This window comes from Neobacillus sp. FSL H8-0543 (genome assembly GCF_038592905.1).
GTDB lineage: Bacteria > Bacillota > Bacilli > Bacillales > Cytobacillaceae > Neobacillus.
In genome coordinates, this window is the sequence record NZ_CP151943.1 from 782,544 (window position 1) to 795,750 (window position 13,207).

At 39.0% G+C, this 13,207-nt stretch carries 11 protein-coding genes, 2 pseudogenes and 1 riboswitch; of the genes and pseudogenes, 4 read left to right on the top strand and 9 right to left on the bottom strand.

The genetic code is table 11. From position 1 onward, the window contains the following. Nucleotides 1–47 precede the first annotated feature (47 nt). The 3 genes and pseudogenes from NSS81_RS04155 to NSS81_RS04165 all read right to left on the bottom strand — a co-directional run. On the bottom strand, nt 48–980 hold the full coding sequence (locus tag NSS81_RS04155) for a restriction endonuclease (RefSeq protein WP_342432289.1): 933 nt from the start codon (nt 978–980) through the stop codon (nt 48–50). 214 nt (nt 981–1,194) lie between these two features. After that, nucleotides 1,195–1,845 (bottom strand): annotated as a pseudogene (locus NSS81_RS04160) (ribonucleotide reductase); the annotation flags it as partial. Nucleotides 1,846–2,161: 316 nt separating this feature from the next. Next, a pseudogene (locus NSS81_RS04165) lies at nt 2,162–2,956 on the bottom strand (ribonucleotide reductase N-terminal alpha domain-containing protein); the annotation flags it as partial. Nucleotides 2,957–3,346: 390 nt separating this feature from the next. Here NSS81_RS04165 and NSS81_RS04170 point away from each other — a divergent pair. Further along, the gene (locus NSS81_RS04170; RefSeq protein WP_342432290.1) at nt 3,347–3,829 is read left to right on the top strand and encodes an SRPBCC family protein; all 483 of its coding nucleotides are present in this window, start codon (nt 3,347–3,349) and stop codon (nt 3,827–3,829) included. A gap of 58 nt (nt 3,830–3,887) precedes the next feature. On the opposite strand, the gene NSS81_RS04175 is transcribed toward NSS81_RS04170, so the two are convergent. After that, entirely contained in the window at nt 3,888–4,724 is an 837-nt protein-coding gene (locus tag NSS81_RS04175; RefSeq protein WP_342432291.1) for a biotin/lipoate A/B protein ligase family protein, read from the bottom strand. Between the two features lie 187 nt (nt 4,725–4,911). On the opposite strand from NSS81_RS04175, the gene NSS81_RS04180 reads away from it, so the two are divergent. After that, nucleotides 4,912–5,295, top strand: a complete 384-nt coding sequence (locus tag NSS81_RS04180; RefSeq protein ID WP_342432292.1) for a rhodanese-like domain-containing protein — start codon at nt 4,912–4,914, stop codon at nt 5,293–5,295. 92 nt (nt 5,296–5,387) lie between these two features. Here the strand turns inward: NSS81_RS04180 and gcvPB are convergent, their stop codons facing one another. The 3 genes from gcvPB to gcvT are packed head-to-tail and all read right to left on the bottom strand — an operon-like array spanning nt 5,388 to nt 9,316. After that, nucleotides 5,388–6,851, bottom strand: a complete 1,464-nt coding sequence (gcvPB, locus tag NSS81_RS04185; RefSeq protein ID WP_342432293.1) for an aminomethyl-transferring glycine dehydrogenase subunit GcvPB — start codon at nt 6,849–6,851, stop codon at nt 5,388–5,390. Continuing rightward, nucleotides 6,844–8,190 (bottom strand): aminomethyl-transferring glycine dehydrogenase subunit GcvPA, encoded by a 1,347-nt coding sequence (gcvPA, locus tag NSS81_RS04190; RefSeq protein WP_342432294.1) that lies wholly within the window; start codon nt 8,188–8,190, stop codon nt 6,844–6,846. The genes gcvPB and gcvPA overlap by 8 nt, the downstream gene beginning before the upstream one ends. A 22-nt stretch (nt 8,191–8,212) precedes the next feature. Further along, nucleotides 8,213–9,316 (bottom strand): glycine cleavage system aminomethyltransferase GcvT, encoded by a 1,104-nt coding sequence (gene gcvT / locus NSS81_RS04195; protein WP_342432295.1) that lies wholly within the window; start codon nt 9,314–9,316, stop codon nt 8,213–8,215. A gap of 215 nt (nt 9,317–9,531) precedes the next feature. Beyond that, nucleotides 9,532–9,622: riboswitch (glycine riboswitch) on the bottom strand. Between the two features lie 178 nt (nt 9,623–9,800). Here gcvT and NSS81_RS04200 point away from each other — a divergent pair. Together NSS81_RS04200 and NSS81_RS04205 are read left to right on the top strand one after the other, a co-directional pair. Next, a complete protein-coding gene (locus tag NSS81_RS04200) occupies nt 9,801–11,489 on the top strand; it encodes an SNF2-related protein (RefSeq protein WP_342432296.1) in 1,689 nt (562 codons plus the stop codon). After that, nucleotides 11,467–12,258, top strand: coding sequence for a YqhG family protein (locus NSS81_RS04205; protein ID WP_342432297.1), 792 nt, complete (start codon nt 11,467–11,469; stop codon nt 12,256–12,258). The genes NSS81_RS04200 and NSS81_RS04205 overlap by 23 nt, the downstream gene beginning before the upstream one ends. 305 nt (nt 12,259–12,563) lie before the next feature. On the opposite strand, the gene NSS81_RS04210 is transcribed toward NSS81_RS04205, so the two are convergent. Continuing rightward, the gene (locus NSS81_RS04210; RefSeq protein ID WP_342432298.1) at nt 12,564–12,749 is read right to left on the bottom strand and encodes a YqzE family protein; all 186 of its coding nucleotides are present in this window, start codon (nt 12,747–12,749) and stop codon (nt 12,564–12,566) included. Nucleotides 12,750–12,820: 71 nt separating this feature from the next. Next, the gene (comGG, locus tag NSS81_RS04215; protein WP_342432299.1) at nt 12,821–13,204 is read right to left on the bottom strand and encodes a competence type IV pilus minor pilin ComGG; all 384 of its coding nucleotides are present in this window, start codon (nt 13,202–13,204) and stop codon (nt 12,821–12,823) included. Nucleotides 13,205–13,207: the final 3 nt, after the last annotated feature.

Below are 13,207 nucleotides of genomic sequence, written 5' to 3' on the forward strand. Positions count from 1 at the left end.
CTACCGGTTTTTTATCCGATAGTTCTTACGGTTGCTTTCCCGCAAGTTCAGCATATCTTTTCATTACACACGTCTTTCATAAACTTGATTAGTTCTTTTCTTCCACAATCTTCACCAAAGACGGCTTTTGATATTACTCTAAAGTCCTTCACACCAAACTGATTTTGAATATCCTTAATCAGTGGATGGATTGTTGTTTTAATTTTATTGAAAGGCGTTTCAGATACAATCTTTTTATTATCTATTGACCACTGTATAATATACTCTCTAATGTGATGGTGTATGAAGGTTCGTTTTTCAACATATCGGTCTGTTGCTAATCTAATTGCAACTTTCCCAGCGCATTTCTGACTACAATACTTTCGCTGCGATGTAACTAATGTCTCGAACTCTTCAGTGCACTCTTTACACATTCGATTCTCTCTTTTAGTTTTGATATACCCCTTTTTGATTCCACTCTTTTTTAAGCCTTCAATCATTCTTTGTCTCGACAAGCTATCAGAGTTCCATAAACGTTTTGTATGTTCTCCGATTTTCTTTTTAGCACTTTCACTATGCCTTAGGTTAAAGTGCCCATTTAGCTCACCGTGAGCCGCTTTATGAATGGTTGTATCTTTTGACTCTATCCATTTCGTAATGATTGAAGTTAAAGAGAATGGTAAGGTTTTATATAACTCTAGGAGTTCTTCGTATGAGAGTAACTCGCAATCAATATTATATCTATTCTTAATTATATCTAATGCCTTTCTAGCATCAGCTTTCGCCTTTTCATTTCTGGACTTTATTTCAACTACCTTTTGCAAATTGCCTTTTAGATCGTAGAAAAAGAAATCAGGTTTATATATTTTATACCCTAAATCAAAGGTAATGTCCTCATAACCCCATGGTATGGAATAATAATCAAGGTATCTAGCATAAGCGTATTCATAAGAACTTCTTAAATAATGTTCTTTGTAGAATCCTGCATATCCTCTATTCATTACTATCACCTCGATACTATTTTTCCATAAATCGGACTACTTGTACATGTTTATTGAGTGTGCAATGCTGCGGCCTCGTGGACGGATTATATTCTCTCATGAGGTTCACCGTCTATGCGTTGCCCCTGACTAACCTTTTACAGTTTGCCTTCGGTTCGGATTCCCGTCTCAGGGTTCCCGCTTTATTCCGCAGTTTTTTACATGAGGCAAACTATTTACCACATGGGTTTGTTGCTACTACTTGTTGACCATATGCCTTTGCATTCGTCATGTCATTCGCATTGTCGATGAAGAAAATTCCTGGTTCAGCTGAGTAGGTTGAGCAGATATTTACTAGATTCCAAAGTTCTTTTGCTTTGATCTTTTTGTAAACTCTAACTTTGTGCCCAAGTTTCTCCCACTCACGAACGTCCCCGACTTTTTGCCATTCTTCATTATAAATCTTCATTTCTTCTTGACTGTAGTGTTCAACATAAGGGAAACGAAGTTCGTATTCACTATCATTTTCAACAGCATCCATAAATTCTTTCGTTAAACAGATAGAGATATTTGCACCAGTCAAAAACTCAGAATTATGAACAGTGTAGTTACCACCAGTTTGAAGCTTTTCTTCAGCCTCAGCAATAATACCTTCATCAAACCCGCCTAAACCCGGGATAACTTTATAATTCACTATTCCCTGGTACATTGCTTTTTCCTGTGCTGTTAACGGAGTGAATTTAAGCTTGTCTGTTGCGTGCTTTTTAATCGTTTCATCATTTGTATTTTCTATTAAAAACCGTAATATCTTAGGGTTTTGCATCTTTGAAATAATAAATTCAATAATATCTGGATGCCAGTCTGCCAACATAATCATTTGTGCCAAATTCGTTACGTTGATTCGCTACTTCAACTCTCTAAGTCACCTTAGAAGTTCAGACCATCTCTTACACTCTCTTCGAGTGTCCTCGCACTTCGGAATCGCTTGATTCCTACTCTACTCACTTCCGTCTTTCAGACGTGTTTTCGATGGTCGTTGGACCTTCTCCATTTTAGGAGCTTGGCTGCTGATTGTCTTTATCCACTTGCTGTTTTCAAGCATTCACGCTTACCGTTTCCAGTTACGTTGTAGCCAGCGAGTCATCAAAGAGTTCCCAGCAATTCACGAGGTTTTTTATAGACGAGGCACGTTATGCTGATTTACCACGTCTTGATCCACCTTGCTCAACCAAATGTGTCAATTTCGCAATATCATCTAGCCATGAAACCGAACCTGATGATTTTCCATTTACACCTCTAGCTAAGGTATTTCTAGGCCGTAGTGTCGAACCATTTGTTCCAACACCGCCGCCGCGGCTCATAATCTCCATTACCTGCTTACGATGATCTGAGATTCCTTCACGAGAATCTGGAACGAACGGCATCACGTAACAATTAAAAAATGTCACGTCAGTGTTAGCACCGGCACCATATAGCACACGCCCTGCCGGAATAAAGTTCATTGTAACTAGTTCCTGATAAAACTTCTCGAACCACTCTCTTCGTTTTTCCTCTGTTTCTTCAACAGAAGCAAGACCAGTTGCATTGCGCTTTGCTATTTGCTCATAAAATAGTTCTAAAGGCTTTTCAATGACATCCAACGAGCGAATGATCATCCCTGTCGCTGCTTCCTCTGGATCATCAAGAACTCCCCTAAACTCTTCCTCCACTAAAACCTTTGCCTTTTTTCTCTCCCAATCTATTTCCATGATGTAGCCAAGACCACGTGCTGGGAATTTTGGATCCTCTTTAATCGTCAGAACAATAAAGTCACCAATTGTCAGGGTAATCTTTGCAGTGTCTTTAAAGGTGTATCGGTCTAACATGACCAATCTTGATACACCCTTGTGGGTTATTTTCATATCTGGGGTTACTGGGTGCACCTGGGGAAACAAGTGGATATCCTCATTTAACCTTTCGAAATCAATATTCATTTTTTGTCTAAAAACAACAGACATGAGAACAACTCCTCCATTTATTTTAAATCTCTCTCTGGATGTAGCTTCTAGCAAATTTGCTATATCTAGTTGTGTTGATATAAATAAACTATCACAGATACATACTTTAAATCAATATATAGTACCAAAAATATTTTCGACACTACTATATATTGTGTTTACGCAAAAAATATAAATTTTGTCAAACTCAAAATAAACTAGAAATAAGAGATAATAAAAGCTTTTGATAGTTTTACAGCAAAAATCAAGGAATTTCAACAAAGTTTGCAGGTTGCGATTTTTCAAACAGGGAAAAAATAATGATAAAAGGAAATCGATTTATTCTATAGAACTTTGATATGTGGCATACTTACTTTAGTGAATAATCAATATTAAAGGAGGGAAATATGAATGTTAGCAAAAGTAGAGAGAGCCGAAGCAGGCTATACAGCACGTTTTGAGCATCATTGGAACCATTCTGTCCAAGAAGTCTGGTCCTACTTAACAGACAACGAGAAGCTTGCCAAATGGTTTACGGAGCTTCATGTGGAGGAGTTACGTGAAGGCGGTCTAATAAAGTTTAATATGCAGGATGGCACCTTTGAGGAGCTCACAATAGTTGAACTTAAAATACCATCCGTGTTGGCATATACATGGGGAGATGACATTGTTCATTTCGAGCTAGATCAGGAACCTAACGGATGTCGATTGGTTTTAACTGAAAAAATTAAAACAATAACCCCACATACTCCCAGGGACCTAGCTGGATGGCATGTTTGTTTAGAGGTTATCAGCGCCCTGCTAGATGGCAGAACGATCGACTCCCGAAAAGAAGCGTGGAATAAGTGGTACGAAAAATATGTCCAGGAGATACAAAAGATAACAAACCAATAAATACATACCACATAACTAAAAAGGCGAACATTGGTAAAAAACTGTTCGCCTTTTTATATCATCTTTTAAAGTTCCACTCATTACTTTCATACCGTTCTACAGCGAGTTTATTAACATAAGCTATTTCTTCTTCACTCAATTGGTATGGTTCTAGTTCAATATTAAGACCTTCTGAAAAGCCTTGGTAAAATGCTTCTTTTGCTTCTTCGATGGTAATTCTCCTTGGACTAATTTCGTTAATAGCCACCGCTTTACCCTTAAAGGCATGCTTCATTCGGTCCTTTACTCGCTCATTCGAATACTTGAATAAACTGAAAAGCTTATCCTCATCAATATCTAATAGAATTGCTCCATGCTGCAAAATTACACCCTTCTGCCTTGTCTGCGCACTCCCTGCCACCTTTCGTCCTTCAACAACCAACTCATACCAGCTTGGAACATCAAAACAGACAGCAGATCGTGGACTTTTTAGTGCATCCCGCTCTTCCGCGGTCTTCGGTACAGCAAAATAGGCATCAAGCCCTAAACGTTGAAATCCTCTTAAGATCCCTTCAGAAATAACACGATAGGCTTCGGTAACAGTACTTGGCATTTCTGGATGCTCTTCAGATACGATAACACTATACGTTAACTCATGTTCATGAAGGACACCGCGCCCTCCTGTCGGCCTTCTGACAAAACCCAGCTTATAAGCTCTAACAGCATCTAAATCAATTTCCTTCTCCACATTTTGAAAATAACCAACCGATAATGTCGCGGGATTCCAACCATAAAAACGAATCACTGGCGGGATTTTACCTTCGCTATGCCAATTTAGCAAGGCTTCATCCAAAGCCATATTAAAAGCTGGTGAGCTATTTCCAGAATCAATAAAACGCCAAATTTCTTTTTTCATTTAATAACCCCGTTTTTATATTAATAATTAGATTCTACCAAAAACTGATATGACTGCAAAACGTAAAGTTTCTGTTATAATTTTATTAGGCAAAAAGAGAAGAAAATTGTCGTTAAATCTTTATCTTTATTGAAATCGCTTATATAATGAAAGTTAGGATAAACAGCTTGAAAGGAGCAAAACGAAATTGAATACACTTTATACCCTGTTAATCATCATTGTTGCTGTAGTAATTTATTCTGTTTTCACCTATTTTTATCAAAAACGAATTGTTAAAACGGTAACAGAAGAGGAGTTTCGTGCTGGCTATCGCAAAGCACAGCTAATTGATATTCGTGAACCAAACGAATTTGATGGCGGACATATTTTAGGAGCGCGTAATATACCATTGTCGCAAATGAAAACGCGAATTAAGGAAATACGTCCTGATATGCCTGTTTACCTATATTGTCAAAGTGGCATGCGCAGTGCCCGTGCAGCCCAGTTATTACACCGTAAAGGTTATAGAAACCTAACCCAATTACAAGGCGGTTTCAAAAAATGGTCTGGTAAAGTAAAAGCAAAAAAGTAACCTTAAGTTGACTTCTGTTATGAACAGAAGTCTTTTTTTTCGCTGAAAAAGGGCCAGATTCAAATCAATTGAATCTGGCCCTTACATTTAATTTATGCCTTTTGATATCTTAAAATAGGTTTGCGTGCTGCGGTTGCTTCGTCCATTCGCCCTACAACTGTTGTGTGTGGTGCCTCTTGAACGATTTCCGGATTCTCTTCTGCCTCTTTAGCGATTTGAATCATGATATCAACAAAAGAATCAAGAGTTTCTTTTGACTCAGTTTCTGTAGGTTCAATCATGATACATTCTTCCACATTTAATGGGAAGTAAATGGTTGGCGGATGATAGCCAAAGTCCAGCAAGCGTTTGGCAATATCAAGCGTACGGACACCTAGTTTTTTCTGACGTCTGCCGCTTAGTACAAATTCATGCTTACAATGTTTATCAAATGGGAGATCATAATATTCAGCCAAACGTCTCATCATGTAATTCGCATTCAATACCGCGTATTCCGTTACGGCTTTAAGGCCGTCAGGCCCCATAGAACGAATGTATGTGTAGGCGCGAACATTGATTCCAAAGTTTCCGTAAAATGGCTTAACGCGACCAATTGATTGCGGACGATCATAATCAAATACATACTCATCCCCGCGTTTCACAATAACTGGCTTCGGTAAGTATGGAATAAGGTCTGCTTTCACTCCGACTGGACCAGAACCTGGACCGCCACCGCCATGCGGGCCTGTGAATGTCTTATGAAGATTTAAATGAACAACGTCAAATCCCATGTCTCCTGGTCTTGCCTTTGAAAGAACAGCATTTAAGTTTGCTCCATCATAGTACAGCTTACCGCCGGCTCCATGGACAATTTCAGCCATTTCAACAATATTTTCCTCAAAGAGTCCTAAGGTATTCGGGTTGGTTAACATCAAGGCTGCTGTATCCTCGCCCACGACCCTTCTTAGATCCTCAAGGTCAACTAAACCTTTTTCATTCGATTTAACGGTAATTATATCAAGGCCTGCAACAGCTGCAGAAGCCGGGTTGGTACCATGAGCAGAATCAGGAACGATGACTTTTGTCCGTTTTAGATCACCATTTGCTTCATGATAAGCACGAATCATCATTAACCCTGTCCATTCACCGTGTGCACCTGCTGCTGGCTGCAAGGTCACTTCATCCATGCCTGTAATTTCAATCAAGTGCTCTTGCAAATCATAGAGAAGTTCAAGAGCGCCTTGGACTGAACTTTCATCCTGCAGCGGATGAACATGGGCAAACCCATTGAAGCGAGCAACATTTTCATTGATTTTCGGATTGTATTTCATTGTACAAGAACCTAATGGATAAAATCCGGAATCCACACCATGATTTCTTCTAGATAGGGCTGTGTAGTGACGCATAATATCAAGCTCAGAGACCTCGGGAAGCTCAGGCTCCTCCTCACGCAAATACCCTTCTGGTAGAAGGCTACCCAGATCTGCTTCAGGAATATCCATTTCTGGGAGACTGTATCCAATCCGACCTGGTGTACTAAGTTCAAAAATAAGCGCCTGATCATTTTGATTATGCATGGATATCCCCCAATTCTTTCACAAAAGTATCAATTTCTTCTTTCGATCTTTGTTCTGTTACGGCAATCAACATGTGATTTGAAAGCTCAGGATAATCACGGCCTAAATCATAGCCACCAATGATTCCCTTTTGTAATAGCTTTTGATTGATTTCTTTAACCGGCTTATTTAATTTAATAACAAATTCATTAAATAAGTGACCGTCATAAACCACTTCTATACCATTTTCCTTACAAACATTTTTAGCATAGTGTGCTTTCTGCAAATTTGCACCAGCCATTTCACGGACACCTTTTTTTCCGATAGCCGTCATTGCAACGGATGCAGCAAGTGCATTTAAAGCTTGATTTGAGCAAATATTAGATGTCGCTTTATCACGGCGAATATGCTGTTCACGAGCTTGTAGCGTCAATACAAAACCTCGACGCCCCTGATCATCCTTCGTTTGCCCTACAAGACGTCCTGGCATCTTACGCATTAACTTATTTGTCACTGCAAAATAGCCGCAATGCGGTCCACCAAAGGCGGTTGGAATACCAAAAGGCTGTGCATCACCAATAACGATATCTGCACCATATTTTCCTGGAGGTGTTAACACCCCTAGTGATAATGGGTTACTTGAAACGACAAACAATGATTTATTCGCATGGATGATTTCTTCAAGCTCTTTTAAGGGTTCAATACGGCCAAAGAAGTTAGGGTACTGGACAATCACAGCAGCAATTTCTTCGTTCGCTAGCCCTTTCAATACATCTATGTCGGTAATGCCATCTTTTACAGGTACTTCAATTACCTCAAGATACTGACCCTTTGCGTAAGTTTTGAGGACCTCACGGGACTCAGGATGGACAGCACTTGATACAATAATTTTTTTCCGCTTCGTATGTCCTGCACTTAGCATGGCAGCTTCTGCTAACGCGGTTCCGCCATCATACATCGATGAATTGGCCACATCCATACCGGTTAACTCACAAATCATTGTCTGGAATTCAAATATTGCCTGTAGTTCACCTTGAGAAATCTCTGGCTGGTAGGGTGTATAAGCAGTATAAAATTCCGAACGAGAAATAACATGGTCGACAATTACTGGCATGTAATGATCATATACACCTGCACCTAAGAAACATACGTTTCTTTTTAAGTCAGCATTCTTCGTTGCCAGTTGAAACAATTCCTTCATCAGAGCAGTTTCAGACTTTGCCGGTTTAATATTGTAATCGCCGTTAAATCTGACTTTCTCTGGTATATCGCTAAACAATTCATCAACGGAGGAAACACCAATTGTTTTGAGCATAGCCCCTTTATCTTCTTCAGTCATTGGCAAATAACGATGTTTCATTTTTATTTAGCTCCCCTCATGTTTACTGTTCTTTTTTATAAAAAGGTGTTGGGACAATAATTGCTTTTATTCGTTTCCCGCGGATTTCAACCTCAACCTCTGTACCAAGCTCAGTATATTCCTTTTTTGCAAGTACAAGCCCAATACTTCTTTTCAATGTTGGTGACTGCGTACCGGTTGTAACCTCACCGATTCGCTCCTCCCCCTTATAAACCGGATAGCCATGACGCGGAATTCCTCTGTCAATCATTTCAATTCCCGCTAATTTTCTTCCTATACCATTTCCTTTTTGCTTAATTAAGGCAGTTTTACCGATAAAATCATCGTCTTTAGATAATTTCACGGCAAAGCCAATTCCTGCTTCTAACGGTGAGATTTCTGGTGATAATTCTTGTCCATAAAGAGCTAGAGTCGCTTCAAAGCGAAGTGTGTCCCGCGAACCTAATCCGCATGGTAATACCCCTTCTTCTTTACCTGCATATAGAATATCTCTCCATATCTTGACCGCATCCTTTGAGTCACAATACACCTCAAAACCATCTTCACCGGTATATCCTGTTCTAGAAACAAGTGCACTTATACCATTCAATTTGACCTGTTGCTGAAACTTAAAATAGCCTATTTTGCCTAAATCAGTTTCACCAGCAATTTTTTGGAGAACCTTTTCAGCCAGAGGGCCTTGAATGGCTAATAGGGCAGTATCTTCAGAAAGGTTTTCAATCGTAACCTCACCCTCTAGGTGTTCCTCTAGCCATTTGTAATCCTTATCGATATTTGACGCGTTTACGACTAACAAGTAATGATTTTCTTCAATTTTATATACAAGCAAATCATCTACAGTACCGCCGTTTTCATAACACATCGCAGTATACTTAGCGCCGCCATTTTTCATTTTTGAAAAATCGTTTGTCATCATCTTTTGTAGGTACTTTAAGCTGTCAGGGCCCTTAACTTCTACCTCGCCCATATGGGATACATCAAATAATCCTGCTTTTGTCCGAACGGCTTCATGTTCTTCTTTAATACTTGAAAATTGAACTGGTAACTCCCAGCCTCCAAAATCAATGGTTTTTCCGCCATATTCTTTATACACCTCAAATAACGGTGTGCGTTTTAATTCAGTCATTAATTAAGCCCCCTTCAACCTAAAAATTCAGATTCAATAAAAATACTTTTTACTTATTTTATTGCATAGTTCCTAGAACGAGAGAAAATCTTAAAAAGCACAAAAGGACAGACCCCTCCTTAAATAATAAAGAAGGGCTCTGTCCTTTTACCTGAAAGTTTACCTAGATGGCTTTCCCCTTTGGTGGCCTCAAAATGAAGCACTCTCCAGAGCTGCGTCCAACAAGAGTTCTTTTGCCTGAGAGATTCACAAGTTAATGCTTGCTCCTTCGGCGCTACATAGAGTAGTCTCTCCCCTTGTCGTCATTCGCATTATATAATTTTCATTTCGGGTAATACTAAAATATACATCTGAAAGAAATTATTTTATTACAATATTTAAAACTTTCAAAGCTATTCTCATCCTACCATTAAAACCTTTATTAGAGCAATAACTTTATATCAAGAAAAGCGGAAGCAAGACAGCACGAAAAGGAGCTGAAATCATGACCGTCCAAATTGAATTTGAATCCTCCTGGCAGGAAGAATTTTTACATAGGATTGAGAACGATGGCCCTTGGGGTAATTGGGAGCTTTATAAACTTGCAGTTGGTGTTGAAGAACACCTTGTCATTCCAGAGTTTGAAGGTTTACAAGCGCCCAGTCACTTGCCCAATCTAACTCCCCTCCCGCACCAGCTCGAAACCGCAAAACAAGTAATTGAAAATATGAATGGAAAGGCGATACTTGCTGATGAAGTGGGACTAGGGAAAACGATCGAAGCAGGATTAATTTTAAAAGAATATATGATTAGGGGTCTAGTGAAGAAGGTACTCATCTTAGTTCCAGCATCCTTGGTCACTCAATGGGCTATTGAATTAAATAGTAAGTTCTTTATTCCAGCGATATCACAAAGAAAAAGCTATGTTTGGGAACAGTGTGATGTAGTTGTATCATCAATCGATACGGCCAAAAGGGACCCACACCGAGAAATCATCTATAAGCAGGACTATGACTTAATTATTATTGATGAGGCTCATAAGCTTAAGAATAACAAAACGAAAAACTATGAATTTGTTCAAAATTTGAAAAAAAAGTTTTGTCTCTTGTTAACAGCCACACCAATTCAAAACCGAATAGAAGAAATTTTCAACCTTGTCTCTCTCTTAAAACCTGGCCATTTGGGCAGTGAAACGACATTCTATGAAAAATACAAACGGGATGCTCGTTCATTAAATGACGATGAACATTTAAAAGAATTGGTAAATAAGGTAATGATCCGAAATCGGCGTGCAGATACGGGGATTGAATGGACAAAAAGGCATGTCGAAACGATTCCAATTGAATTTACTACCCAAGAAAAGGAGTTATACGAAGCAATTACTGCATTAAAGAGCGAGACCGATTGGGCTCAGGCGAGTGCTTTCTCGGTAATGACTTTACAGCGTGAGGCTTGCAGCAGCAGGGAATCTGTCTTTTATACGCTTAAAAATATGCTCAAAAGAAAGGAAGAACCCACTCGTGCCTTCGAAGAGCAAATCCAATATTTGATTTCTAAGGTTGAAGCGGTTCAAAGCAATTCTAAAGCAGAAAAAGCGCTTGAGCTGATAAAAAGTATTGATGATAAAGTCATCATTTTTACGGAATATCGTGCAACCCAAATGTATCTACAATGGTTTTTAAAACAACACGGAATTTCGTCTGTTCCCTTTCGGGGCGGGTTTAAACGCGGAAAAAAAGACTGGATGCGTGAGTTGTTTCAGAAGCAAATACAAGTGTTAATAGCCACAGAAGCTGGCGGTGAAGGAATTAATCTACAATTTTGTAATCATATCATTAACTTTGACCTGCCCTGGAATCCGATGAAGCTCGAGCAGCGGATTGGAAGAATTCATCGTCTCGGCCAAGAGAAGGATGTTATGATTTATAATTTTGCCATTCAAAATACTATCGAGGAACATATTTTGAAGCTTCTTTATGAAAAAATCGATTTATTTGAAAAGGTAATCGGGGAATTGGATGATATTTTAACAAAATTAGAATTCGGCAATTTTGAAGACCATCTGATTGATATTTTTGGACAATCTAGTTCAGAAGGTGAAATGAGGATTAAAATGGAAAACTTAACATCCATGATCGAATTTGCCACTGATATTAAGGAGGGTGATGCGCATGCAGCAGCAGGAAATTCATAACTTTCTTACTAGCTATTTTCAGGCAAATGAATGCGAAATAGTTGAAAATGGCCCTGGACATCTCGTCGTTCAATTAACAATTGACCTTGATAAGGAATTGATGAATCGTCCTTTTTATTGGCACTATTTAGAAAAAACAGGCGGTATTCCAAATCCGATGAAGCTTACACTAATTACCAATCAACAAGCAGCTCCTGAGAATCTTAAAGGGGAAATCATTCACTTCGGATCCCCAAGACTGCATCAAATTTTCGAATCAACAAAAAACCTTTCGAAGTTTATTCGGCTTTATGAAAATCATCAGAACCAAATTAGACAAACACCATTATTGCCATGGCTATGTATGAATGTGAAGATTTCTTATCAATGCGACCGAAAACGCGATATTTTTAAATCAGTTGGATTACAACTGATAAATGGGCAAATGGTTGAAAATTTTCATAACTGTCTACTTGGAATTCCGCTGACACCGAAAATTCCAGACTATTCCTTCACCTTGTCACCATTAGTAAAGCCAATAAGCGGTATGTCTAGAATTGAAAATTACTTAAAATCCGCCATCAACGAAGATGACCATTCGTGGGCAGATGAAGCAAGAATGCGCTGGGACAAGGACCTTAATCTCCTGGAACACTTTTATGAAGACGCGGAAGAAGAAGATGAAAACTACGAAACCGAAAAACGCGCACTCCAAGAGCAATACGAACCAAACATTCATATCTCATTTATCAACGGCGGCCTATTTTATTTGACGGAAAAAGTTATTTAAAAAATAGGCTGTGTTTAAGGACATTGTTGATTTAGTAGACTCTGTTGATTGGAGCGGAAGGCACGAAGACTCCTCGAAAATGCTATCGCATTTCCTTCGTGCGATGAATATTCAAGGAAGCCTATTCAATGTCCTGCGGGACTAGCAGGTCAGGGTGAGACCCCACAGGCGCGAATGCGCCGAGGAGGCTCACCGACCGCCCGCGGAAAGCGAAGTGCCTGGAGCTCCAATCAACAGGCTAGTTTAACAAGAAAAAAACAAAAGCTGTATCATTAGGTCTGTTCCTGACCATTTGATCCAGCTTTTTACTTCAGTCTTCTTTTTTTTACTTCCGTGTAAAAAATATATGGGAGAATCCCAAACCACCGAAACCAAAGGGAAGCTTTTGCTTGCTTTCGTTCCTCACGAAGCCTTTTTCGCTCCTCCTTTGGCTGATCTGCATACTTTACAAGCGTTTGGGTCATATATTTTACATAATCATTTGTTTTCATGAACACACCTGCCTTTATTCGTTCACTAGAAGTATGTCCATGATTTCTTATAACTAAAACTTTCTCGTCAATTAATTTAATTCAACCCACTTTATCAGTCTTTTTAAATTTGTGTCAAAAAAACCTCGAGCAACCACTGTTTCACCTGATTTCATCCTCAGAGTAAAAAGGATACTTTGCAAGGACTTGATTGGTACTGCAGCCTGATAGGTTACTTCCCCATATTGGTATGAAAACATCCCTTGCACTGGTACTGCATCGGCAGATTGGAGCGCTATTTCAATTTTTTTAACCGAGGTATGGAAATAATATTCTTCTTGTAATATGACAGCTGTTTCATGAACCAGCTTTCTTTCAGTAAGAAGCTGTTCTACCTTGAAAGAAAATACGAGTAAAAATAAAAGCAGCATAACTAATGTTAATGGATATGTAAATCCTTTTTCATTTCTTCTCATAAG

Excerpts from the sequence above, each read along its gene's own strand:
- NSS81_RS04155 (WP_342432289.1), bottom strand. The coding sequence starts at position 980 with ATGAATAGAGGATATGCAGGATTCTACAAAGAACATTATTTAAGAAGT.
- NSS81_RS04170 (WP_342432290.1), top strand. The coding sequence starts at position 3,347 with ATGTTAGCAAAAGTAGAGAGAGCCGAAGCAGGCTATACAGCACGTTTT.
- NSS81_RS04175 (WP_342432291.1), bottom strand. The coding sequence starts at position 4,724 with ATGAAAAAAGAAATTTGGCGTTTTATTGATTCTGGAAATAGCTCACCA.
- gcvPB (WP_342432293.1), bottom strand. The coding sequence starts at position 6,851 with ATGCATAATCAAAATGATCAGGCGCTTATTTTTGAACTTAGTACACCA.
- gcvPA (WP_342432294.1), bottom strand. The coding sequence starts at position 8,190 with ATGAAACATCGTTATTTGCCAATGACTGAAGAAGATAAAGGGGCTATG.
- gcvT (WP_342432295.1), bottom strand. The coding sequence starts at position 9,316 with ATGACTGAATTAAAACGCACACCGTTATTTGAGGTGTATAAAGAATAT.
- NSS81_RS04200 (WP_342432296.1), top strand. The coding sequence starts at position 9,801 with ATGACCGTCCAAATTGAATTTGAATCCTCCTGGCAGGAAGAATTTTTA.
- NSS81_RS04205 (WP_342432297.1), top strand. The coding sequence starts at position 11,467 with ATGCAGCAGCAGGAAATTCATAACTTTCTTACTAGCTATTTTCAGGCA.
- NSS81_RS04210 (WP_342432298.1), bottom strand. The coding sequence starts at position 12,749 with ATGAAAACAAATGATTATGTAAAATATATGACCCAAACGCTTGTAAAG.
- comGG (WP_342432299.1), bottom strand. The coding sequence starts at position 13,204 with ATGAGAAGAAATGAAAAAGGATTTACATATCCATTAACATTAGTTATG.